A 22,726-nucleotide genomic window follows, 5' to 3' on the forward strand; every position below is an offset into this window, starting at 1 on the left:
CCGCCCCGCGCCCCTCAGGGACGGCGGCGCAGTTCGTGGCGCAGGTCGTCCAGCTCGTCTCCGCCCGCCATCTGCCTGGTGAGTTCCTCCAGCGTGATCTCGTCGCGCGCGTGGTTGCCCACCATGACGCCCCGCTTCAGCAGAACGAACCGGTCGCCGACGAGGTGGGCGTGGTGGGGGTTGTGCGTGATGAAGACGACACCGAGGCCCTCGTCACGGGCCGCCGCCACGTACCTCAGGACCACGCCGGACTGCTTCACGCCGAGGGCGGCGGTCGGTTCGTCGAGGACGAGGACCTTCGCGCCGAAGTACACCGCCCGCGCGATGGCCACGCACTGGCGTTCACCGCCGGACAGGGTGCCGATGGGCTGGTCGACGTCGCGCAGGTCGATGCCCATGCGCTGCAGTTCGGCGTGGGTGGTGCGGCGCATGTGGTCGACGTCCATGCGCTTGAAGGGGCCGACGCCCTTGCGGGGCTCGGAGCCGAGGAAGAAGTTCCGCCAGACCGGCATGAGCGGCACGACGGCCAGGTCCTGGTGGACGGTGGCGATGCCCCGGTCGAGGGCCTCGCGCGGGGAGGACAGCGTGGTCTCCTCCCCGTCGAGGCGCAGGGTGCCGGCGTCGTGCCGGTGCAGCCCAGCGATGATCTTGATGAGGGTGGACTTGCCCGCGCCGTTGTCGCCGAGGACGCAGGTGATCTCGCCCGCGTGGACGTCGAGGCCGACGCCTTCAAGGGCGCGGACGTTGCCGTAGTACTTGCCGACGCCGGACAGTTCGACGAGCGCGGTACGGGTGGCGGTGTGGGTCATGGGGTGGCCTCCGCGCGCCGGCGGACCCAGGCGTTGAGCAGGGTCGCGAGGAGCAGCATCGCTCCGAGGAAGAACGTGAACCAGTCGGGGTTCCACTCGGCGAAGACGATGCCCTTGCTGGTCATGCCGAAGATGAGGGCCCCGACCGCCGAGCCGACGGCGCTGCCGTAGCCGCCGGTGATGAGACAGCCGCCGATGACGGCCGCGATGATGTAGATCAGTTCGTTGCCGACGCCCTCGCCGGACTGGACGACGTCGTACGAGAACAGCAGGTGCTGGCCGGAGATCCAGGCGCCGAGCGCGACGCCCGTGTAGAGGCCGATCCTGGTGCGGTCGACGGGGACGCCGACCGCGCGGGCGGCGGCCCGGTTGCCGCCGACGGCGAAGATCCAGTTGCCGGCGCGGGTGCGCAGCAGGATCCAGGAGGCGACGGCCACCAGGGCGAGCCACCACAGGATGGTGATCCTGAAGCCGACGCCGCCGACGGTGATCGTCGAGGCGAAGACCTCGCGGGCGGAGTCGAAGCCCTCCATGTCGGCGATCGTCTTGGTGGAGACGGTGCCGCCGATGAGCTTGGTGAAGCCCAGGTTCATGCCGGTCAGCATGAGGAAGGTGCCCAGCGTGATGATGAAGCTGGGCAGCCCGGTACGGGTGAGCATGAAGCCGTTGAAGACTCCGATCGCCACGGTGACCAGCAGGGACACGCCGACGCCGACCCAGACGTTGGCGGTCATGTGGTAGCTGGACATCGACGACACCAGGGCCGACGAGGTGACCATGACGCCGGCGGACAGGTCGAACTCGCCGCCGATCATCAGCAGCGCGACGGGCACCGCCATGATGCCGATGGTGGAGGCCGCGTAGAGGACGGTGCTGAGGCCCTCGGCGCGCAGGAAGCCGTCGGCCGCGACCGCGAAGAACACGAAGACGGCGATGGCGCCGACGACCGAGCCGAGTTCGGGGCGGCCCAGCAGTCCGCGCAGCGGCGACCTGGGCAGAAACCTTTCGTCAGTGAGGGTGCTCATCGGGTGCCCCGCTTCGTGTACTCCTCGATGTCGGCGGCGTCGTCCTTGGTGATGATCTGCGGTCCGGTCAGCACGGGCCGGCCGCCGCCGAGGACGTCCGCGTTGTACTTGTGCAGCCACAGCAGGTCGACCGCCTCGTAGCCCTGGAGGTAGGGCTGCTGGTCGACGGCGAAGCCGAGGGTGCCGTCCTTCAGGCCGGCGGCCACCTTGGCGTTGAGGTCGAAGGTGTCGATCTCGGCGCGGCTGCCGGCGGCCTGCTTGGCCTTGACGGCGGTGTCGGCGTAGGGCGCGCCGAGGGTGACGACGGCGTCGACCTCCTTGTCGGACTGGAGCTTGGCCTCCAGGGCGGACTGCACGTCGGGCATGCTCGTGCCGTTGACGTAGAGCCGCCGCACGGTGCCGTCGAAGGTCTTCCCGACGCCGTCGCAGCGCTGCTCGTGACCGACGTTGCCCTGCTCGTGCAGGACGCAGAGGACGTTCTCGCGGCCGCGTGCGTCGAGTTCCTCGCCGACGGCCTCGCCCGCGATCGTCTCGTCCTGGCCGATGTGCGTGAGCGCGCCGAACTCCTTGGACTTCTCCGAGCCCGAGTTCACGGTGACGACCGGGATGCCGGCCTTCGCGGCCCGCGCGAGGGCGGCCTTCATCGCGTCGGGTTTGGCGAGCGTGACGATGATCCCGTCGACCTTCTTGTCGACGGCCGCGTCCACGAGCTGCGCCTGCTGCTGCGCCTCGTCGTCGTGCGAGTAGAGGAAGGTGATGTTGTCCTTGACGGCGGCCTGTTCGGCGCCGCTCTGGACGATGTCCCAGAACGTGTCGCCGTCACCCGAATGGGTGATCATCGCGAAGGTCCAGCGGGGCGTGTCCACCGCCGGCCCGCCCTGGGCCGCCGCGGCCTTGCGGGCGTCCTCCGCCCGCTTGCCGCCGGTGCTGCTGCACCCCGCGAGGGAGGTGCACAGTGCCCCCGCCAGCGCGATGCCCACCCAGGTCCGAAACCGTGCCACGAGGCCGTGCCCTTCTTGCCGTGTTCGTCGTACGCAAGGGGCTGGTCGTGACATGCCTTACATGTGTCCCACCGGCCCCAAACGCCCCATTGTCAACCACGGGGATCAGGCGCCCGGCGGCCGGGGAGGGAGGCGCGGTCACCTTGTCCGGACATTGAGACGAACCAGGGGGCGCGGGAGCGGTCGCGGCGGGGCGGCGCCGGGCGGACTCAGGGCCGTACGAGGAGCTGGAACTCGAAGGAGTAGCGCGACGGCCGGTAGGTGTGCGTGCCGTACTCGACCGCGCGGCCGGTGTCGTCGAAGGTGACGCGCTGCATGGTGAGCAGCGGCGCGCCCTCCGCCTCCGCGAGCCGTTCGGCCTCGGTGGCCGTGGCGGAGCGGGCGCCGATGGTCTGGCGGGCGCTGTGCAGGGTGATCCCGGCGGCGCGCATCAGCCGGTACAAACCGGTCGCCTCCAGCTGTCCGGTGTCCAGGTCGAGCAGGCCGGGAGGCAGGTAGTTGCACAGGTACGCCATCGGCTCGCCGTGTGCGAGCCGCAGCCGCTCGACGCGGTGCACCTCGCTGTCCTCGGCGACCGCGAGCGCCGCCGCGATCTCGGCGGAGGCCGGCACGACCGTGTTGACCAGGACTTTCGTGGCCGGGCGCTGGCCCGCCGACTCCAGGTCGTCGTAGAGGCTGCTCAGTTCCAGGGGGCGCTTGACCTGGCTGTGGACGACCTGCGTGCCGACGCCCCGGCGGCGCACCAGCAGTCCCTTGTCGACGAGGGACTGGATGGCCTGGCGGACCGTGGGCCGGGACAGGCCGAGCCGGGCGGCGAGCTCGATCTCGTTGCCGAGCAGGCTGCCGGGGGTCAGCGTGCCGTGCTCGATCGCGGCCTCCAGCTGCTGCGACAGCTGGAAGTACAAGGGCACCGGAGAGCTCCGGTCCACGCGGAGATCCAGCTGCACGGTCGGGTCCACTCCTGGTTTCGGCACGGCCCGAGCGTAGCTCCGTGCGTTGTTGACGGGAAGTTGTGTAGTTCGGTTGTCCGGACATACGCATTGACAGGGAGGGGGCTGGGCCGCACTTTGTTTCCATGCGCATCGGGGTCATCGGTACGGGCCGCATCGGCACCATCCACGCGAACACGCTCAGCAGGCATCGCGACGTCGGGTCCCTGATCCTCACGGACGCCGACCACGCGCGGGCGCAGTCGCTGGCGCAGCGGCTGGGCGAGACGGCGGCCCCCGGCGTGGACGAGATCTTCAAGTGGGGCGTGGACGCCGTGGTGATCACCACGGCGACGCCGGCGCACGCCGAGTTCATCGGGCGGGCGGCGCGGTCGGGTCTGCCGGTGTTCTGCGAGAAGCCCATCGCGCTCGACCTGCCGGGCACGCTCCACGCGATCGCCGAGGTGGAGGCGGCCGGGACGATTCTGCAGATGGGGTTCCAGCGCCGCTTCGACACCGGGTACGCGGGCGCGCGGGACGCGGTGCGGTCGGGGCGGCTCGGACGGCTGCACACCGTGCGGGCGCTGACGTCCGACCAGGCGCCGCCGCCGGCCGCGTATCTGCCGGTGTCCGGCGGGCTGTACCGGGACACGCTGATCCACGACTTCGACGTGCTGCGCTGGGTGACGGGGCGGGAGGTGGTCGACGTGTACGCCACCGGGTCCGACGCCGGTCCGCGGATGTTCCGGGAGGCGGGCGACGTCGACACGGCCGCCGCGGTGCTCACCCTCGACGACGGCACGCTGGCCACGGTCACCGGGGCGCGGCTGAACGGCGCCGGCTACGACGTCCGCATGGAGCTCGCCGGGGAGCGCGACCAGATCGTCGTCGGCCTGGACGACCGTACGCCGATCGCGTCCACGGAGCCGACGGGGCCGCCCGCCGCCGACAAGCCGTGGTCGGGCTTCCTGGAGCGCTTCGGGCCCGCCTACGAGGCGGAGCTGTCGGCGTTCGTGGAGGTGGTGCGGGGTGAGCGGCCCAACCCGTGCGACGGGCGCGAGGCGTTGCAGGCGCTGCGCGTCGCCGAGGCCTGCGAGCTGTCCCGGCGGGAGCGGAGACCGGTGCGGCTGGTGGAGATCCCGGGCGGGCGGGCGTTATTGGGGTGAGTGCCGGGGGAAGCGCTTACGCGCGGGTTCGTCGGGGGTGTCACGGCGCCGCCGGCGGGTCCGGGCGCACCGCGCCGCCGACCGGCCCGGGGTGCCACCACCACGTCGGCCGGACTAAGACGTCACCGCCCCGCCGCAGGTCCGGGCCCGCGCCATCGCCCCACTGGCCAGCCCGGAGTACCACCACCCCGCCTGCCGGCCCCGGTGCCACCACCACGTCGGCCAGACCAGGACGTCACCGCCCCGCCGCAGGTCCGGGCCCGCGCCATCGCCCCACTGGCCAGCCCGGAGTACGACCACCCCTGCCCCCCGGGCCCGGGACCGGGTATCACCGTCCCGCCGGCGGGACCGGGGGCTACCAGCCCTCCGGCGTCCGGGACGTCACGACCCCACCGGCCGGTCCAGGGTGTTACCGCCCCACAGGCCGATCCCAGACATCACCCGCCCATCCTCGGGGTGAGGGCGTCACCACCGCACCGGGAGGCTCCGAACGCCTCTCATCAGGGCGCCCAGCAGCCACGCGCCCGGCGGGCCGTCGAGCGCGAGGCCGGGGGCACGCTCAAGCAGGGCGCGGACCGCCGTGCTCGCTTCGAGGCGGGCCACGACCGGCACCCGCGACTAGTGCCCGCCGCCCTCGCCGGTTCGCTCCTCCAGCAGTCCGGCGTCGTGGGCCAGCAGGGCGATCTGCACGCGGTTGTTGAGGCCGAGCCGGGACAGGACACGGGAGACGTGGGTCTTGACGGTGGCCACGCTCATGAACAGCTCCGCGGCGATCTCCGCGTTGGCGAGGCCCCGGCCGACCGCTACGGCGACTTCGCGCTCACGGTCGTTGAGGAGGGCGATGCGCTCACGCGCGCGTGCCCGGCGGGCGTCGGCCGCGCTGTCCGCCGCGTGGGTCATCAACTGGCGGGTGACGGCGGGCGACAGGACGGGATCGCCCGCCGCGACCCGGCGTACCGCGTCCAGGATCTCGGCGGGCGGCGTGTCCTTGAGGACGAATCCGGCGGCGCCCGCGCGCAGGGCCCGCAGGACCTGTTCGTCGGCGTGGAAGGTGGTCAGCACGACCACCTGCGGGGCGTCCTCACGTCCCCTGAGCAGTTCCGTCGCCGTGAGGCCGTCGACCGTCGGCATCCGGATGTCCATCAGGACGACGTCGGGCCGGGTGCGGTCGACGAGCGCCACGACCTCGCACCCGTCACCGGCTTCGCCGACGACCTCGATGTCGTCCGCGCCACCCATCATGAAAGACAGCCCGGCCCGCACCAGGGGGTCGTCGTCGACGAGGAGGAGTCTGATCGCAGTCATGAGGCATACGTAATCACGGTGGTGAGGCGGGGAGTTGGGCCCGTCGGGCCGTGTGCGGTGGCGGCGTCCCAGGTACCTACGCGCGCAGGATCACGCCGTGGCGGGTGCGCAGGACGCGGAGTTCCCACCAGACCACGGCCGTCACCGAGGCCGGACCGCCCAGGAAGGCGAGGATCTGGACGAGCGGCGGGCCCGGCGGCAGGCCGCCCGCGAGCAGGCTGATCAGCGCCCACTCCCACACCAGGACCCCGGTGAGCAGGGCGGGCAGTGTCGCGTGCACGGCGGCGGTGTTGAAGCCGGTGCGGATGGCGGGGCCGGTGGCGAAGCCGAGGAAGAACACCACCCAGACGAGGGGCAGGAACAGCGCGAGCGTCAGCCAGGGGGTGGCACCGCTGTCGCCGGTTCCTGAGGCGGCGCCCGTCTCCTCCAGCATGCTGATGCCCACGACCGCCAGCGGCACCGCGGTGACGGCCGCGATGTACCACAGGGCCGACTTTCCCGCGGCACGCACGCGTGGGCGCATGTCGGCCTTCGTCTCGGGCGTGGCCCAGCGGAAGAGGAACGCGATGACGACGGGCGCGCTCAGCAGGAGCAGCGGCGGGGTGATGGCGATCCGCAGCATGTACTGCTGCTGCGCCTCGCTCACGTCCTCGGGCTTGCCGTACAGCGCGAGCAGCAGCACGGTCAGCGCGGCGGCGGCCCAGGCGCGCGCCTTCTGGAGCCGCGTCACCCGCGGGTCCTCGATGCGGCGTTCGCCGCGCGGCGGGAACAGCCGGTGCGCCCTGAGACGGGCCGAGCGGGCGAACGAGTAGCCCGCGACGAGGGGCACGAACACGAACCAGGCGCACGGCGCGAGCAGCACGAGCCACATGCAGCCGGGGCTGCTTCGCCGCCAAGCGCTGAACATGTCGCGCACCCGCGGCCATTCGGCACCGCGCAGCCCGCGGAACGCGCCCCAGCCCAGCGGGGAACCGCCCCCCGGGCGCGGCGGATACGGCTGCTGCGGCGGGTAGGGCTGGGGAGGTACGTACGGCGCGTTGGTGTACGGCGACGCATAAGGACCGGCGTTCGGCGATGGCGGCGGGTACGGCCCCGGGTTGGGCGGAGGGTACGACCCTTGGTTCGAGGGCTGGTACGGCCCTTGGTTCGAGGGCGGAGCGTACGGGCTGCCGGGCGGGGGCGCGGGCGGGTGCTGTCCGCCGTTCGTCGGCCACTGGGGCTGCTGCGGATGGTGGGGTCCCCCGAAACTCACGCCGGCTGTTCCTTCCGAGACGCTCGATGCTGAAGCCGGACAAACATAGCCAGCGGCACTGACAAGTCAAATGCCGCTCACCTGCCGGGAGATGGGGACGCGTGGGGACGCGTGCGACGGGGCCGGTCAGTCCCACGGCAGCCACGCGCGTACCTCGAAGCCGCCCTCCGCCGTGGGGCCGTGTGCCAGGGTGCCGCCGGCCAGGGTGGCGCGCTCGGTCAGTCCGATGAGGCCCTGTCCGGAGCCGGGGACGGGCGGGACCTCGCCCTCGGGCGCGGGGTTGTGCACGCGGATCACGAGTCCGTCGCCGGGTCCGCCGGTGACGGTCACGGCGACCTCCGTGCCGGGCGCGTGCTTGCGGGCGTTGGTCAGTCCTTCCTGGGCGATGCGGTAGGCGGTGCGGCCGACGACGGCGGGTACGGCGCCGGCGTCGGTGACGCGGTGGGTGAGCGTGACCTTCATGCCGGCCGCGCGGGACTCGGCGACGAGCGCGTCGAGTGCGGCGAGCGTCGGCTGCGGTCGTCCGCCCGGGTCGTCGGAGTCGGCGGCGCGCAGGACGCCGATGATCTGCCGCAGGTCCTGCAAGGCGTCGTGGGCGCTCTCCCGGATGACGCCGGCGGCCCGGGCGACCTCCTCGCGGGGCGCGTCGGGCCGGAACTCCAGGGCGCCGGCGTGCACGCTGAGCAGGGTCAGGCGGTGCGCGAGCACGTCGTGCATCTCGCGGGCGATGGCCTCGCGGGCGAGCCGCTGGGCCTGTTCGGCGCGCAGCCGCGCCTCGGTCTCGGCGCGCCGGGCGCGGTCCCGCAGACTGAGCATCAACTGCCGTTTGGAGCGGACGAACATGCCCCAGCCGATGGCCGAGACGATCAGCAGCCCGGTGAAGACGAGCACGGCCGGGTACGACAGGTCGGGGTCGGGGCGCAGCCGGAAGAACACCGGGAGCACGGCGAGGGACGCGCCGCCGGTCCAGGCCACGTACCGGAAGGGCCGGTGCACGGCGAGGGTGAACAGGGAGATCAGCCCGGCGCCGCCCGCGGTGTTGGAGAGGAACCCGACGGGGACCATCGCGATGGCGAGCCCGAGCGGCCAGCGGCGGCGCAGCCACACGGCGCCGCAGGACAGTGCGCCGATCACCTGGTCGACGGCGGCGACGGGCCCCGGGAGGTTCGGGTCGTCGGCCATCGACTCGGCGCCGAGCAGGCCGATGCCGACGGCCAGCGCGAAGCAGGAGAAGTCGACGATCCAGTCGCGGGCGGTGCGCCGGGTGCGCCCGGACCGCCGGGCGCCGGGGTCGAGTTCGTCGGCCAGCGCGGACGGCAGCAGCCACCGGCGCGTGGCGGGAAGGTCGGCGGGGGTCCGGGGATCCGCCTGGTCACCACTCACGGTCGACAAATCTACGCAGCGCGGGACGGCGGCACGCGCGGCCGCGGCGGATCGTCGACCGAAGTCGCGGGGGCGTGGACTTTCGGCGCGGGGTCGTGGACTATCGGCGCGGGGTCGCGGACTTTGGGCTCGGTCGGCGGCGGACACCGGCTGCTTCGGTCGGGGCGGGCTGGCCCCGCGGCCGATGACCGCGGGGGGTCGGCGGGGCGAGGGTCTCACCCATGAAGAAGTTGCTGGAGATCCTCGGGTTCATCGCCCTGGTGCAGGGCGTGGCGGGCCTGGTGCACGAGTTCACCGACTGGAAGTGGGGCCTCGTGCAGCGGCTCGGGTTCCTCGACGGCCACGAGTTGTACGCGAGTGGGGCCCTGTTGCTGCTGGGGGTCGCGCTGTTCGCCGCGGCGGAGAGCCGGGGGTCCGGCTGAGCTCGGACCGGACCCCCGGCGGTGACGCCGGCCGCGCCGGCGCCGGTGGGGCGTGACGCGGATCAGCAGCCGTGGTCGACCAGGTCGAACGAGGCGTAGTGGTCCGCGGTGTAGTAGTCCTCCTGGTACTCCTCACCGGTGACGATGCGGCGGGCGCCACGGTCGTCGGAGCCCGGCGTGATCACCGTGTACTCGTGGTAGTAGCCGGAGGACTGGCTGGGCAGGATGCCTTCCCGGTTCTGGAAGACGGTCCCGTCCTGCTCGAACGGGAACGGTCCGCCCTGCTCGATGAGGTCGAGGGTGTCGTGTGCCTGCGAGGGCAGGTCGCTGTAGCAGATGCTGCCGACCGCTGTGGGGGCGGCGGCAGCCGTGGTCGTCGAGACGGTGCCGCCCACGAGGAGGGCGGACAGGACAGCTGCTGCGGCGCCGAGGCGCGTGATGTGTGGGGGGAATTTCATGCATCCCATGATGACGCGCGTAGACGCTGGCATGTCAATGTCAAGCAAGAGAATTTTGCGTGCCGTTGGAGCCGTTCCCCCTGAACGCGATGCCGCGTTCTCCCCTGAACGCGATGTCCGTTCGCCGCCAGCACGCGCGTGTGCCGACGGCTGGGATGGGGGCATGACCTCACACGAACTCATGACCTCGCGGGACACCTCTCTGGCCGGCAGGGCGGCCCTGGTCACCGGCGGCAGCCGGGGCATCGGCGCGGCCACGGCCCTGCGGCTGGCCCGGGACGGCGCGGACGTCGCCGTCACCTACGTGGACAACAAGGACGCCGCCGAGGACGTCGTACGGGCCGCTCGGGCGCTGGGCCGCAAGGCGGTGGCGCTGCGCGCGGACTCGGCGGACGCCGAGGAGGCCGGGGGCGCCGTGGAGCGCGCCGCCCGGGAACTCGGGGGACGGCTCGACGTGTTGGTGAACAACGTCGGCGTGGGACTGCTCGGCCCGCTGGAGAGCTTCACGACCGCCGACGTCGACCGCGTCCTCGCGGTGAACGTGCGCGGGGTGTTCCTCGCCTCGCAGGCCGCCGCGGCCCGGATGACGTCCGGCGGGCGGATCGTCACCGTCGGCACGTGCATGACGCGGCGCGTGCCGGGGCCCGGCGGCACGCTGTACGCGATGAGCAAGGCGGCGCTGACCGGGCTGACCAAGGCGCTCGCACGGGAGCTCGGCCCGCGCGGGATCACCGCGAACATCGTCCACCCGGGGCCGATCGACACCGACATGAACCCGGCGGACGGTCCGTACGCGGACGGCCAGGCGGCGCTGACGGCGCTCGGCCGGTTCGGCACGGTGGAGGAGGTGGCGGCGACGGTGGCGCACCTGGCGGTGTCGGCGTACGTCACGGGGGCGGAGTACTCCGTCGACGGGGGTCATGCGGCGTGACGCGCGTCGCGGGGCCGCTGTTCCGGGGGCTGCGCCCCCGGATCCCCTTGTCGGCCTGGACGGCCTCGTCGTCAAACGCCGGACGGGCCGAGCACACCCGTCCGGCGTCGTGGGGAGCCGGCGCCTCTCAGCCGCCCAACTCCCTGTGCCGTGCCGCCAGTCGCGTCTGTCCGGTCTCCGTCAGCGAGCCGTGCAGACGCAGGCGGGAGATGCCGCCGTCCGGGTAGATGTCCACGCGCGCGTGCGTGCCGACGGCCGGGGCCGGGAGGACGAAGCGGTGGTTCGTGTCGGGCTGGAGGCGGGTGCGGGGCAGGATCTCCGTCCAGTCGCCGTCCGCTCCGTCCCGCACGGACACCGAGGCCCATCCGGCGCTGTTGCCCTTCAGATAGGCGGTGTCGATCTCGACCGCCCGGATCCGGGCCTGCTCGACGAGGCGGTACTCGATCCAGTCGTTGCCCCGGTCGCGGCGGCGGCGGGTCTCCCAGCCGTCGTCCATCTTGCGGGAGCGGCCCGGCTGGATGGTGTTGGTGGCCGGCGAGTAGAAGAGGTTGGAGGCGTCCTCCACCCGGCCGCCGTTCTCCAGTGCGACGACGTCGAACGTGCCGAGCGCGGACAGCCACGCGGGGTCCGGGGCGACCTCGCCGTACACCCGCAGGCGCGCGATGCCGCCGTCGGGGTGCTGGTTCAGGCGGAGGTGGGTGAAGCGCTGCTCGACGGCGACCTCGAAGCCGTTCGCCGCGTGGCCGCCGACCGGGGTGCGGGAGACGAGCGTCGTCCACTTCACGTCGTCCGAGAGGAGTTCCTCCGGGGACGGGGAGCCGGGTACGGAGGCGGCCTCGACCGAGACGGCCTGCGGGTAGTTGCCGCGGAAGTGGGCCGTGTCGACGACGATGCCGCGGATCACGCCGGGCGCGCCGAGCCGGATCAGCGCCCAGTCGTGGTCCTCGGCAGTCGGCCACGGGTGCTCGGCGGAACCGCCGCGGCGGCGCCGGGTCTCCCAGCCGTCCATGACCTTGCCCTTGTGCCCGAAGTGCTCGGGGTCGAACTCGGCACGCTCGGGCACGAGCAGGTTCTCGCGCTGGGCGAAGAACTCGTCGTTGGCGGCGACGACCGAGGCACCGAGCCTGCGGTCGGCGAGATCGGCGTGGTGGGTGAAGGGGAAGTCGGCGGTGCGGTAGTCCGCGTACGGGTCGCCGCCTCCGTAGGGGTTCGCGTCGCCGGTGAAGCTCTCGATCGCCGTCACGGTGATCAGGTCCTGCCTTTCTGGAGTCGGCTCGGTGGGTGTCAGGTGGTCCGGGTGAGGAGGTGGCCCTGCGGTGCGGTGAACTCGCCGTCGGTCACGATGCGTCGGCCGCGCAGCCAGGTCGACTTGACGACGCCGTGCAAGGTGCGGCCCGCGTACGCGGTGACGCGGTTGCGGTGCTGGAGGGCGGCGGGGTCCACGGTGAACGTCTCGTCGGGCGCGAGCACCGCGAAGTCGGCGTCGCGGCCGGGGGCGATGGCGCCCTTGCGGTCGTCGAGGCCGACGAGTGCCGCTGTCCGCGCGGACATCCAGCGGACGACGTCCTCCAGGCAGTGGCCACGCGCGCGTGCGGCGGTCCACACGGCGGGCAGGCTCAGCTGGAGGCCGGAGATGCCGCCCCAGGCGGTCGCGAAGTCGCCGGTCTTGAGGTCGGCGGTGGACGGCGAGTGGTCGGTGACGACGCAGTCGATCGTGCCGTCGGCGAGCGCCTGCCACAGCAGGTCCTGGTTGGCGGCCTCGCGGATGGGCGGGCAGCACTTGAACTCGCTGGCGCCGTCGGGGACTTCCTCGGCGGTGAGGGTCAGGTAGTGGGGGCAGGTCTCGACGGTGACGCGGACGCCGTCGGCCTTCGCCTCGGCGATCAGCGGCAGCGCGTCGCTGGAGGACAGGTGCAGCACGTGCACGCGCGCGTTCATGCGGCGGGCCTGGGCCAGCAGGGCGGCGATCGCGGTGTCCTCGGCGTCGCGGGGGCGGCTGGCGAGGAAGTCGGCGTACTTCGGGCCGCCGTGCTGCGGGGCGGCGGCGAGGTGGTGCGGGTCCTCGGCGTGCACGATGAGCAGCCCGTCGAAGGCGGCGATCTCGGCCAGGGAACGGGCGAGTTGGTCCTGGTCGAGGTGCGGGAACTCCTCGACGCCGGACGGGGACAGGAACGCCTTGAAGCCGAACACCCCGGCGTCGTGCAGCGGGCGCAGGTCCGCGACGTTGTCGGGCAGGGCGCCGCCCCAGAAGCCGACGTCGATGTGCGCCTTGTCGGCGGCGACCTTCTGCTTGACGCGCAGGTGGTCGACCGTGGTGGTGGGGGGCAGGGAGTTCAGCGGCATGTCGACGAGGGTGGTGATGCCGCCCGCGGCCGCCGCGCGGGTGGCCGTCCAGAAGCCCTCCCACTCGGTGCGGCCGGGGTCGTTGACGTGCACGTGCGTGTCGACCAGCCCGGGCAGCAGGACGTCGTCGCCGAGGTCCTCGAGGCGTGCCCCGGCCGGCACGGGGGCGTCGTGCGGCAGGACGGCCGTGATGGTCCCCCCGGCCACCGCGACGGACGCGGCGCGCGTCCCCTCGGGTGTGATGACGCGCGTCGAGCGCAGCACCAGTTCAGCGTCGGACACCCCAGCCCCTCTCTGCCGCCGTCTGTTTCCGGCCATGGGTCTACTTCCACGCTACGGAATTCAACGTTCTGTTGAAGGAGTCTTCACTCCGGCGCGCGACCCGTCAAGGGCACGCCGCTTCCGGAGACGCCGGACGAACCCGCTCTGGACGTTTCCACAAAGCGGAATTAGAATTCCAGCAAGCAGAACGTAGCTACGCACAAGCGGGGAGTCAACCGACTGCCGGGTAGGCTTCTGCCCTTCCCGCCAGTCCCGAAAGGAACGCGCCGTGCCGACGTCCAGCGCCAGCACCACCGACTCCGCCCGGTCCGCCGCCACAGGCGGCGTGCAGTCCCTGGAGCGCGCCTTCGACCTGCTCGAACGGATGGCGGACGCGGGCGGCGAGGTCGGCCTGAGCGAGCTCTCCGCCAGCAGCGGGCTGCCGCTGCCCACCATCCACCGTCTGATGCGCACGCTGGTGGCGTGCGGGTACGTGCGTCAGCAGCCCAACCGCCGCTACGCGCTCGGCCCGCGTCTGATCCGGCTCGGCGAGTCCGCGTCCCGGCTGCTGGGCACCTGGGCGCGCCCGTACCTCGCCCGCCTGGTCGAGGAGACCGGCGAGACGGCGAACATGGCGCTGCTCGACGGCGACGAGATCGTCTACGTGGCGCAGGTGCCGTCCAAGCACTCGATGCGCATGTTCACGGAGGTCGGCCGACGCGTGCTGCCGCACTCCACCGGCGTCGGCAAGGCCCTGCTGGCGCACTTCCCGCCGGAGGAGGTGCGCGCGCTGCTGGCCCGTACCGGCATGCCGGCCGCGACGGAGAAGACGATCACCACGCCGGAGGGCTTCCTCGCGGCGCTGGAGGACGTGCGGCGGCGGGGTTACGCCGTCGACGACAACGAGCAGGAGATCGGCGTGCGCTGCCTCGCGGTCCCGGTCCCCGACTCCCCCACCACCGCGGCCATCTCGATCTCGGGCCCGGCGGGCCGGGTCACCGAGACCGCGACGGAGAAGATCGTGCCGGTGCTCCAGGAGGTCGCGGCCGAGCTGGCCGAGGCGCTGGCGGCCTCGGGCGGCGGCCCGGCCACCGGCTGACCTCGGTCGCGAACCCGTACGACGGCAGCCCCCGGTCCACGAGACCGGGGGCTGCCGTCGTACGCGCCGCGCCTCACGGCGCGGGCGCCCCGCTCAGCTCCGCGGCGGTTCGCCGAACATGTCGACCGCCACCCGGAGTTCCGCCAGGGCGCCCGACAGGGCGCTGACGGATCCGGTCGCCGCGGCGATCCGCAGCAGCGACCGGCGCAGCCGGTGGATCTCCGGGGTGCCGTCGGCAGGCAGGGCGGCGAGCGCGGCGAGTTCCTCCTCGGCGATGGTGCGGTCCGGGAAGTCGGCCGGGTGCGCGGCGAGCGCGCGGCACAGCCGGGACACCGCCGTCCGCAGTTCCGTCACTCTCGGGTCCTCGTCGCTGCCGGTCACGGGCCTGTGCCCCGCGCTCCGCAACATGGTTCTCCCCCCTCGCGCACCTGGTGCGCCGTCTCGTACTCGTTCCTCGGGGCGCCCCCGCGGTGGTGGTCGGGCACCTGGGGACGCCGGTCAGTAAACGTCACCCGGGACGGGCCGCGCCACCACGCGGGCCGAAATTCAGCCCTGCGAAACCGGCCGCTCGCCGGGACGTCGGACGGCGGGTCGGGTATGCAGAGCGCATGACCTACGACGAACCACGGATCGCCGGGCTGCTGCTCGCGGCGGGCGGCGGCCGGCGGCTCGGCGGGCGGCCCAAGGCGCTCCTCGAACACCACGGGCGCCCGCTCGTGGAACACGCGGTCGGCGTGCTGCGCGCGGCCGGCTGCACGCGCGTGCACGTGGTCCTGGGGGCGGCCGCCGACGAGGTGCGCCGGCGGGCGGGGCTCGACGGCTGTGTGCTCGTGGACAACCCGGAGTGGGAGGCGGGCATGGGGTCCTCGCTGCGCGCCGGGCTGGCCTCGCTCGCCGGGACCGGCGCGCGGGCGGCGCTGGTGTCCCTCGTCGACCAGCCGGGCATCGGGCCGGAGGCGGTGGCCCGGGTGCGGGACGCGTACCGCGACGAGACGTCCCTGGTGTCGGCGGCGTACGCCGGCGTGCGTGGGCACCCGGTCCTCTTCGGCGCGGCGCACTGGGCCGGGATCGCCGCCAGTGCGACCGGTGACCGGGGGGCGCGCGCCTACCTCGCGGAGCACCGGGAGGCGGTCACGCTCGTCGAGTGCGGGGACGTGGCCGAGGCGTACGACATCGACACCCCGGCCGATCTCGGACACCTTCGGTGAACGGCGTGGCACTGAGCGCCACCTTGGCTCGATCCGGAGAATCTCGACGTCAACAAAACATTGAACTTCCACTATGAGGAAACTAGTATCCACTGTTCAGAAGCGCCCGAGGCCTCCACGGGCGTCCATCGCCGTATCCGGCAGCACCCGGGAAACCTGGCACCCGGTGCCACGCTCGCTGAAGGAAGTGACAGCTCATGTCCACACCAGCGCCGTCCCCGCTGGCCATCGTCGACGCCGAGCCCCTGCCCCGGCAGGAGGAGGTCCTCACCGACGCGGCCCTCGCCTTCGTGGCCGAGCTGCACCGCCGGTTCACGCCCCGCCGTGACGAACTCCTCGCCCGCCGTGCGGAGCGCCGCGCCGAGATCGCCCGCACCTCCACGCTCGACTTCCTCCCCGAGACCGCCGCGATCCGCGCCGACGACTCCTGGAGGGTGGCCCCCGCTCCCGAGGCCCTGAACGACCGCCGGGTCGAGATCACCGGCCCCACCGACCGCAAGATGACCATCAACGCCCTCAACTCCGGCGCGAAGGTCTGGCTCGCGGACTTCGAGGACGCCTCGGCGCCCACCTGGGAGAACGTCGTCCTCGGCCAGCTCAACCTGATCGACGCCTACACCCGGAACATCGACTTCACGGATGAGCGGACCGGCAAGTCGTACGCGCTGCGCCCGAACGAGGAACTCGCCACGGTCGTCATGCGCCCGCGCGGCTGGCACCTGCCCGAGCGTCACCTCACGGACGCCGAGGGCCGCGCCGTGCCCGGCGCCCTGGTCGACTTCGGCCTGTACTTCTTCCACAACGCGCAGCGACTCCTCGACCTCGGCAAGGGCCCGTACTTCTACCTGCCGAAGACCGAGTCGCACCTGGAGGCCCGCCTCTGGAACGAGGTGTTCGTCTTCGCGCAGGACTACGTCGGCATCCCGCGCGGCACCGTCCGCGCCACCGTGCTCATCGAGACGATCACGGCCGCGTACGAGATGGAGGAGATCCTCTACGAACTGCGCGACCACGCCGCGGGGTTGAACGCGGGCCGCTGGGACTACCTGTTCTCCATCGTCAAGAACTTCCGTGACGGCGGCGCCCGGTTCGTGCTGCCGGACCGCAACGCGGTCACGATGACGGCCCCGTTCATGCGGGCGTACACCGAACTGCTCGTCCGTACCTGCCACAAGCGCGGCGCGCACGCGATCGGCGGCATGGCGGCGTTCATCCCGTCCCGCCGGGACGCCGAGGTCAACAAGGTCGCCTTCGAGAAGGTCCGCGCCGACAAGGACCGCGAGGCGAACGACGGCTTCGACGGCTCCTGGGTCGCCCACCCCGACCTGGTGCCGATCGCCATGGAGTCCTTCGACCGCGTCCTCGGCGACAAGCCGAACCAGAAGGACCGGCTGCGCGAGGACGTCGACGTCAAGGCGGCGGACCTCATCGCGATCGACTCCCTGGAGGCCAAGCCGACGTACGCCGGTCTGGTCAACGCCGTGCAGGTCGGCATCCGGTACATCGAGGCGTGGCTGCGCGGCATGGGCGCCGTCGCGATCTTCAACCTGATGGAGGACGCGGCCACCGCCGAGATCTCCCGCTCCCAGATCTGGCAGTGGATCAACGCCGAGGTCGTCCTGGACAACGGCGAGCAGGTCACCGCCGACCTGGCCCGCGAGGTCGCCGCCGAGGAACTCGCGAACATCCGCGCCGAGATCGGCGAGGAGGCCTTCGCGGCGGGCAACTGGCAGCAGGCCCACGACCTGCTGCTGACGGTCTCCCTCGACGAGGACTACGCCGACTTCCTGACGCTGCCGGCGTACGAACGCCTCCAGGGCTGAGCGCCCGGCTCCTCCGGTCCGAGTGGCCCCGGCGCCTTCCCGGGGCCACTCGCGCGCGTGCGGGACTCGATCTCCGGTTTGGCGGCGGTCGTCCCGGGCGGCGCGTTCACCCCAGGTGCACGGACCAGTCCTGTTCGGCGGCCGGTTTGCCGTGCAGGTCGGGGACCTGCTTGAGCCAGTCCGGCCGCCCCTGCCGGGACTTCGCCGCGCGGCGCGCGTTCTCCGCGGCGAGTTCGTCGCGGCTCGGGAAGTCGACGGGCAGCCAGGCCGCGGAGGCCCGCACGCGCGCGTGGAGATGCGTGACGTACGCCTGCCGGACTTCATCGGGCGTCGCGAAGCCGGCCTCGCCGGCCAGCCAGGCGTCGGGCACCTCGGCGACCACCTCGCGCAGCAGCTCCTCGGTGACGCGGGGCGCCAGCTCGGCGTCGGCGGCGCGGGTGTCCGGCGCGTAGCCGCCGAGGGCGTGGTGGCGGAAGTCGTAGGCCTTCTCGGGTGCGGACAGGTCCCAGCGGTGGTGGAAGACCAGGGCGGCTCCGTGGTCGATGAGCCACAGGCGCGGCGGCGCGACACCGCGCGTGGGCCACACCATCAGGTTGGAGCTGTGCACCGTGCGGTCGACGTTCAGCGTCAGCGCGTCGAGCCAGACGATCCGCCCGGCCTCCAGCGGGTCGACCGGAAGGACCTCGGCCACCTCGGGCGTGAAGTCCCGCGCACCCGGCAGGAAGTCCATGCCCAGGTTGATCCCGGCACTGGAGGCGTGCAGGTCGCGCACCTCCTGGTGCGGCTCGGCGCCGGCGATCGCGGGGTCGAACCGCACCAGCACCAGCTCGGGAAACCGCAGCCCCAGCGCGCGGGCCAGCTCCCCGACGATCACCTCGGCGACCAGCGCCTTGCGCCCCTGCGCGGAGCCGGTGAACTTCACGACGTACGTGCCGAGATCGTCGGCCTCGACGACTCCGGGGACGGAGCCGCCGGACCTCAGCGGGGTCACGTAGCGAGTGGCACATACCTCTCTCAGCATCTTCCAGGACCCCACGGCTCGTATGCCTTGCGTTCCACGGCAGGTTCCATTCCGGCGCAGGCTTGAAAAGTCTCCGATCCTCCCTGAGGAGAATCCGGTGGCCCGGCCATTGCTCTCGGCCTTCAGTATGAAGCCAGGCCACGCTCCGAGCGGCCCGATGTCCTGTCCGCAGTCGCCCAGGGGCCCGAGCGGCGGCACCGGCGCAGCGAGCCGGGAGCGTCCGTCAGCGTCGGCGGTCCGCGGGATCTCCGCCGCCGCAGGCGGCCGCCGCCTGCGCCAGGGTCAAGCCCTGCTCCACGCGCATCGTGCGCAGACGTCTGCCGAGCCGGAACGCCTCAGCGCCGTGGAGGACGGTCCGCCGGACGGGAGGGCGCGTACCGCTGACGTCGCGCATCAGGCCCGGCCTCCGAACAGCGTCGCGAGGCCGTGGTCGAGGTCCACGGCCACGGCCTCCTCGGCGGGGGCCACGACCGAGTGCGTCCGGTCCAGGAAGCGCCGCAGGACGTCGGTGTCGAAGCGGAGCGAGGCGACGCCCTCGGGCGAGGCGAGCTGTACGAGGGTGTGGGACGGCCGCCCCGGCCTGATCCGCACCTTGCCTATGCCGGCGGCGCCGGCCAGTCCTTCGGCGAGCAGTGTGCGGGCGAAGACCCAGGTCGTCTCCTTGCCGTCGGCCGTGGTGTGCGCCGGGAAGCGGAGGTGGACGGCGAGCGGGTCGGAGGAGGAGTAGCGGAGCGTGACGGAGAGGGGGATCTCGCGGTACGCGGTGAGCAGACGGGCGCCGATGGCCAGTTCCAGGGTGACGTGCATGAGGGGACTCCATGAGGGGTGCGGCACGGCCTTGTGGCTGTTGTGCTGTGAGAGCACCTGTGGGGCCCCGCATTACGCGAGTTCGGGTCATCATTTCGTGTGACCTGTCTCACACGCGGAGAGGTGTGACGCTACGCCTCGGCCAGCGGGTTCGGCAGCGGCAGATAGCGGGCGTCGGCTCCGTCCGCGCCCGTCCAGCGCAGGAGGAGGTTGGTCTTGGCGGGCAGGGTCGGTGCGGTGAGCAGGGTGGCCGCCTCGGGCAGGAGCCGGTCGTGGCGGGCGAGTTCGCGGCGTACGGCGGGCCAGGGGTTCAGGCCGGGGTGGTACTCGGCGAGGGCCGCGGCGATCTCGGTGAGGTGGTTGACGAGCAGGCAGTACTGGAGGCGTTCCCAGCCGGCGGCGCGGGAGACCTCGGGCAGGAGTTTGACGCCCTCGGCGTCCCGGAACAGGGCCTGCACGGGCGTGCCGTCGGCGTCCACCGCGATCAGCGTGTTCTGGAGGTGGGCCTCCAGGACGACGCCGTGGTCGGCGAACGCCGTCAGCGCCGGGGGCACGACCTGGCGCAGGTAGGCCGCCCACCAGGCGTCCGGGTCCGCCGTGCGGTGGAGGGGGTTGTCCGGGAAGTCCTCGGTGAGGGCGGCGGCGAGGACCGGGGTCGCGCCGGGCAGGACGTGGTCGAGCAGCCCGTCCCGCACCACCACGGCGAGTTCCTCGAAGGCGAAGTCGGCGGTGCGGTGCCCCCGGTCGCTCAGCCAGGCGGCGGGGCCGGGCGAGGCCGCGAGGGCGGCGCGCGCCGCGGTGTCGGTGCGGCGCAGCCGGAGCAGGTCGTGGCGCCACAGGCGGCGGATGTCGTTGGTGATGCGCACGTCGAGGCTGAATTTCAGGAACAGGTCGCGCTCGGGCGCGTACACCGTGCGGATCGCGGCCGTGGGCCGGACCGGGAAGCCGGTGGTGCCGAGCCGGATCAGCCGGCCGTCGGCGAAGGCGGGCGCGAGCGCGGCGCCCGCGAGGTCGAGCTGCCAGGGGTGGGCGGGCAGCAGGCGGTAGCCGGGCGGGGCGGTGCCGAGGGTGTCGAGGGCGGACGTGTCGCCGTCGTCCACGACGGTGTCGGCGCGTACGGCGAGCAGCACCAGCGGGAAACGGGCGTGCGCCTCGGGCGCGTACGGCAGCCAGAGCGCCGCCGGTGCGCCGCCGCGCGCCTTCGGGGCGGGGTGGTGGGGGTGGCCGGTGACGAGGGACTGCTCGGAGCGCAGGTAGGGGTCGTCGGGCGGGACCGCGTCGGCGCGGGCCGCCAGCAGCGCGGCGACGGCGTCGCGGCTGTCGATCATCTCGGCGGGGAGTTCGTGGTTGGTGACGCCGGTGTGCCGGCGGACCTCGTCGGCGACGAGTTTCACCAGGTCGGTGTGGCCGAGGCGGTGCCAGCCGCCCGCTGCGTAGACCTCGGCCCGGGTGGGCCGCCGGCCCGGGCTCACCCGCAGCAGCCGTTCCGATCCGGGCAGCCGGTACACGGGCCGTCCCCCGGCCGTCGGCACACGCCGGGCGACCTCACGCAGGAGACAGTTCAGCAGCGGCGCGGTGGCACACGCGTCGGCACGCCGAGCGACCTCCGCGCGCAGCGCGGCCCTCTCGGCACCGGCAGCGGCCCCGGCCCGCGGCTCAGCCCTCTCGACAGCGGCAGCAGCCCGGGCGCGCGGCGCGGCCCCCTCGGCAAGGGGTCCGGCCGCCCTGGAAGGGCCAGGTGTACCCGCGTCGTGGGTGGCCTCGGATGCGGGCGGGGGCATGTGGTCCACGCGTTCCACTGTTCCCTACGGTCTGTTCGGGCGGAGACGATCAGTATGTCTGGCATCGTCCCCCGCTGTGCCGCCCTGCTCGTCCCTACCCGTACCCGAGGAGACCACCCGTGCACCGTCCCTCCACCGCCGAGGCCGAGGTCGGCCGCGAACTGGCCGAAGTGCGCCCCGAGCTGGTGCCCCGGTACACGGCCGAGCTGCCCGGGGCCCGCGCCGCCGTGCTGACCCGGCTGTGGCGGGCGCTCGCCCACGAGCCGCTGCCCTGGATCGCGGCGCGCGAGCCGGTCCGGGACGGGCTGGTGCTGCGGCTGTCCGACGGGCGGCGTCTGTCCGGCCCGGCGGCCGACCCGTACGCGACGTCCGCGTACGTCACGGCCCTACACCTCGACGACGCGCCGCACGGCGTTCCGCACGACACCCCGTACGACGATCCGGCCGCGCTGCTGACGGCACTCGCCGTGCCGCACTCGGCCGCCTTCGCCGCAGAACTCGGCCACGGCGTCGCCTCGTTGGCGTTGTCACGCGCCGGACAGGACGCTCACCCGAAGGCGCCCCCCGGAACGGACTGGGAGTGGGAGCAGCGGGTGGTCGACGGTCACCCCTTCCACCCGAACTGCCGCTCCCGGCCGGGCTTCTCGGTCTCCGAGCAGCTCGCCCTGGCACCCGAGCACCGGCCGGTCGTACCGCTGGGGCTGGTGCCCGTGCGGGCTGCCGAGTGCCTGGTGACGGGGGTGTGGCCGGAGGCCTGGCGGGACGGGGGGCGGGTGCTGGTCCCGGTGCATCCCTGGCAGGCGGCCCACGTGCTGAAGCGGCCCGGGGAGGAAGGAGCGGACAGTCAACAGGTCGTCCACGCCCATCCCTTGATGGCCCTGCGCACCCTCGCCCTGCCCGGCGGGCCGCACGTCAAGACGGCGCTGAGCACGCGGCTCACCTCCTCCGTGCGGGACATCTCCGTGGCGTCGGTCGCCGCCTCCGCCGTCGTGTCGGACTTCGCCGAGGCGCTGGCCGCGCGCGCCGACGGACTGCTGCACGTGACCCGGACTTCGGGCGCGGCGACCGCCCACTCCCCCGACCTGGCCGCCGTGCTGCGCGAGCCGCCGGGCCGGTACGCGGCGCCCGGTGAGCGGGTGGTGCCGGTGGCGGCGCTGCCGGCGACCGGTCTGCCCGGCTCGCCTGACTGGCTCGCCGCCTTCGCCGCGCTCGCCCTGCGGGTCGGTCTGCGGCTGCTGGAGTGGGGGGTGGCCCTGGAGGCGCACGGCCAGAACCTGCTCGTCGTGCTGTCGCCGGACGGCGCGCCGGTGCGGCTCGTGTACCGCGACCTGGCCGACATCCGCGTCAGCCCGGAGCGTCTCGCCCGGCACGGCGTCGCGGTTCCCGCGCTGCCCGGGCGGATGGTGACGGACGATCCGGCTGCGCTGCGCCGCAAGCTGTTCGGCTCGCTGGTCGCGGGCGCGCTGGCGGGCACGGCGGGCTCGGGTGCGGCCCTGCGCGCCGCGCTGGAGCCGGCCGTACAGGATCTGCCGCGCACCCCGGACCTCCTCGCGCTGCTCCGGGAGCCGCTGCCCACGAAGGCGCTGACGCTGATGCGGCTCTCCCCGGCGACGCCGGGCGACCAGTGGGCCGAGCTGCCCAACCCGCTGGGCTTTGCCCTGCCTTGACGCGCCCTTGCCGCCCCTTGACGCACCGTTTTGGA

The 22,726-nt window shown here is 73.1% G+C and carries 21 protein-coding genes and 1 pseudogene; 7 read left to right on the forward strand and 15 right to left on the reverse strand.

Going from position 1 to position 22,726, the window contains the following annotated elements:
• Positions 1–14 precede the first annotated feature (14 nt).
• From ACZ7D7_RS18595 to ACZ7D7_RS18610, 4 genes are all read right to left on the reverse strand, one after another.
• Entirely contained in the window at positions 15–809 is a 795-nt protein-coding gene (locus ACZ7D7_RS18595) for an ATP-binding cassette domain-containing protein (protein ID WP_470825518.1), read from the reverse strand.
• Positions 806–1,834, reverse strand: a complete 1,029-nt coding sequence (locus ACZ7D7_RS18600) for an ABC transporter permease (protein ID WP_470825519.1) — start codon at positions 1,832–1,834, stop codon at positions 806–808. Before ACZ7D7_RS18600 ends, ACZ7D7_RS18595 begins: the two co-directional genes overlap by 4 nt.
• Positions 1,831–2,835: a sugar ABC transporter substrate-binding protein gene (locus ACZ7D7_RS18605; protein WP_470825520.1), complete on the reverse strand. Its 1,005-nt coding sequence runs from the start codon at positions 2,833–2,835 to the stop codon at positions 1,831–1,833. The genes ACZ7D7_RS18600 and ACZ7D7_RS18605 overlap by 4 nt, the downstream gene beginning before the upstream one ends.
• Positions 2,836–3,044: 209 nt before the next feature.
• The gene (locus ACZ7D7_RS18610; RefSeq protein ID WP_470825843.1) at positions 3,045–3,782 is read right to left on the reverse strand and encodes a GntR family transcriptional regulator; all 738 of its coding nucleotides are present in this window, start codon (positions 3,780–3,782) and stop codon (positions 3,045–3,047) included.
• Between the two features lie 128 nt (positions 3,783–3,910).
• Here ACZ7D7_RS18610 and ACZ7D7_RS18615 point away from each other — a divergent pair, with 128 nt between their 5' ends.
• Positions 3,911–4,930: a Gfo/Idh/MocA family oxidoreductase gene (locus ACZ7D7_RS18615; protein ID WP_470825521.1), complete on the forward strand. Its 1,020-nt coding sequence runs from the start codon at positions 3,911–3,913 to the stop codon at positions 4,928–4,930.
• A gap of 465 nt (positions 4,931–5,395) precedes the next feature.
• Here the strand turns inward: ACZ7D7_RS18615 and ACZ7D7_RS18620 are convergent.
• From ACZ7D7_RS18620 to ACZ7D7_RS18635, 4 genes and pseudogenes are all read right to left on the reverse strand, one after another.
• Positions 5,396–5,533: pseudogene (locus ACZ7D7_RS18620) on the reverse strand (cytochrome P450); the annotation flags it as partial.
• Between the two features lie 15 nt (positions 5,534–5,548).
• A complete protein-coding gene (locus ACZ7D7_RS18625; protein WP_470825522.1) occupies positions 5,549–6,235 on the reverse strand; it encodes a response regulator transcription factor in 687 nt (228 codons plus the stop codon).
• A 76-nt stretch (positions 6,236–6,311) separates the two neighbouring features.
• Positions 6,312–7,142 carry a hypothetical protein gene (locus ACZ7D7_RS18630; protein WP_470825523.1) on the reverse strand — a complete coding sequence of 277 codons (831 nt, stop codon included), beginning with the start codon at positions 7,140–7,142 and terminating at the stop codon, positions 6,312–6,314.
• Between the two features lie 471 nt (positions 7,143–7,613).
• Complete coding sequence (locus ACZ7D7_RS18635) at positions 7,614–8,879, reverse strand: sensor histidine kinase (RefSeq protein ID WP_470825525.1); 1,266 nt, start codon at positions 8,877–8,879, stop codon at positions 7,614–7,616.
• Positions 8,880–9,091: 212 nt separating this feature from the next.
• Here ACZ7D7_RS18635 and ACZ7D7_RS18640 point away from each other — a divergent pair, with 212 nt between their 5' ends.
• Positions 9,092–9,292, forward strand: coding sequence for a hypothetical protein (locus ACZ7D7_RS18640; protein ID WP_470825526.1), 201 nt, complete (start codon positions 9,092–9,094; stop codon positions 9,290–9,292).
• A 62-nt stretch (positions 9,293–9,354) separates the two neighbouring features.
• Here the strand turns inward: ACZ7D7_RS18640 and ACZ7D7_RS18645 are convergent, their stop codons facing one another.
• Complete coding sequence (locus tag ACZ7D7_RS18645) at positions 9,355–9,750, reverse strand: guanyl-specific ribonuclease (protein WP_470825527.1); 396 nt, start codon at positions 9,748–9,750, stop codon at positions 9,355–9,357.
• Positions 9,751–9,913: 163 nt separating this feature from the next.
• On the opposite strand from ACZ7D7_RS18645, the gene ACZ7D7_RS18650 reads away from it, so the two are divergent.
• Complete coding sequence (locus ACZ7D7_RS18650) at positions 9,914–10,681, forward strand: SDR family oxidoreductase (RefSeq protein WP_470825528.1); 768 nt, start codon at positions 9,914–9,916, stop codon at positions 10,679–10,681.
• A 127-nt stretch (positions 10,682–10,808) separates the two neighbouring features.
• Here ACZ7D7_RS18650 and alc read toward each other — a convergent pair whose 3' ends face one another.
• On the reverse strand, positions 10,809–11,924 hold the full coding sequence (gene alc / locus ACZ7D7_RS18655) for an allantoicase (RefSeq protein ID WP_470825529.1): 1,116 nt from the start codon (positions 11,922–11,924) through the stop codon (positions 10,809–10,811).
• Between the two features lie 41 nt (positions 11,925–11,965).
• Positions 11,966–13,306 (reverse strand): allantoinase AllB, encoded by a 1,341-nt coding sequence (allB, locus tag ACZ7D7_RS18660; protein WP_470825530.1) that lies wholly within the window; start codon positions 13,304–13,306, stop codon positions 11,966–11,968.
• A 268-nt stretch (positions 13,307–13,574) separates the two neighbouring features.
• On the opposite strand from allB, the gene ACZ7D7_RS18665 reads away from it, so the two are divergent.
• A complete protein-coding gene (locus ACZ7D7_RS18665) occupies positions 13,575–14,384 on the forward strand; it encodes an IclR family transcriptional regulator (protein WP_470825531.1) in 810 nt (269 codons plus the stop codon).
• Between the two features lie 93 nt (positions 14,385–14,477).
• Here the strand turns inward: ACZ7D7_RS18665 and ACZ7D7_RS18670 are convergent, their stop codons facing one another.
• Positions 14,478–14,792, reverse strand: coding sequence for a DUF5955 family protein (locus ACZ7D7_RS18670; RefSeq protein WP_470825532.1), 315 nt, complete (start codon positions 14,790–14,792; stop codon positions 14,478–14,480).
• Positions 14,793–14,992: 200 nt separating this feature from the next.
• Between ACZ7D7_RS18670 and ACZ7D7_RS18675 the strand changes: the two genes are divergently transcribed.
• Together ACZ7D7_RS18675 and aceB are read left to right on the forward strand one after the other, a co-directional pair.
• Positions 14,993–15,592: a nucleotidyltransferase family protein gene (locus ACZ7D7_RS18675; protein WP_470825533.1), complete on the forward strand. Its 600-nt coding sequence runs from the start codon at positions 14,993–14,995 to the stop codon at positions 15,590–15,592.
• A 197-nt stretch (positions 15,593–15,789) separates the two neighbouring features.
• Positions 15,790–17,415, forward strand: a complete 1,626-nt coding sequence (gene aceB, locus ACZ7D7_RS18680; RefSeq protein ID WP_470825534.1) for a malate synthase A — start codon at positions 15,790–15,792, stop codon at positions 17,413–17,415.
• A gap of 106 nt (positions 17,416–17,521) precedes the next feature.
• Here aceB and ACZ7D7_RS18685 read toward each other — a convergent pair whose 3' ends face one another.
• From ACZ7D7_RS18685 to ACZ7D7_RS18695, 3 genes are all read right to left on the reverse strand, one after another.
• The gene (locus tag ACZ7D7_RS18685) at positions 17,522–18,436 is read right to left on the reverse strand and encodes a HipA family kinase (protein WP_470825535.1); all 915 of its coding nucleotides are present in this window, start codon (positions 18,434–18,436) and stop codon (positions 17,522–17,524) included.
• A gap of 393 nt (positions 18,437–18,829) precedes the next feature.
• Entirely contained in the window at positions 18,830–19,243 is a 414-nt protein-coding gene (locus ACZ7D7_RS18690; protein WP_470825536.1) for an SsgA family sporulation/cell division regulator, read from the reverse strand.
• 131 nt (positions 19,244–19,374) lie between these two features.
• Entirely contained in the window at positions 19,375–20,859 is a 1,485-nt protein-coding gene (locus ACZ7D7_RS18695) for an IucA/IucC family protein (protein ID WP_470825844.1), read from the reverse strand.
• Positions 20,860–21,143: 284 nt separating this feature from the next.
• On the opposite strand from ACZ7D7_RS18695, the gene ACZ7D7_RS18700 reads away from it, so the two are divergent.
• Positions 21,144–22,691, forward strand: a complete 1,548-nt coding sequence (locus tag ACZ7D7_RS18700) for an IucA/IucC family protein (protein WP_470825537.1) — start codon at positions 21,144–21,146, stop codon at positions 22,689–22,691.
• Positions 22,692–22,726 lie beyond the last annotated feature (35 nt).

The organism is Streptomyces sp. NPDC037054, from assembly GCF_055606745.1.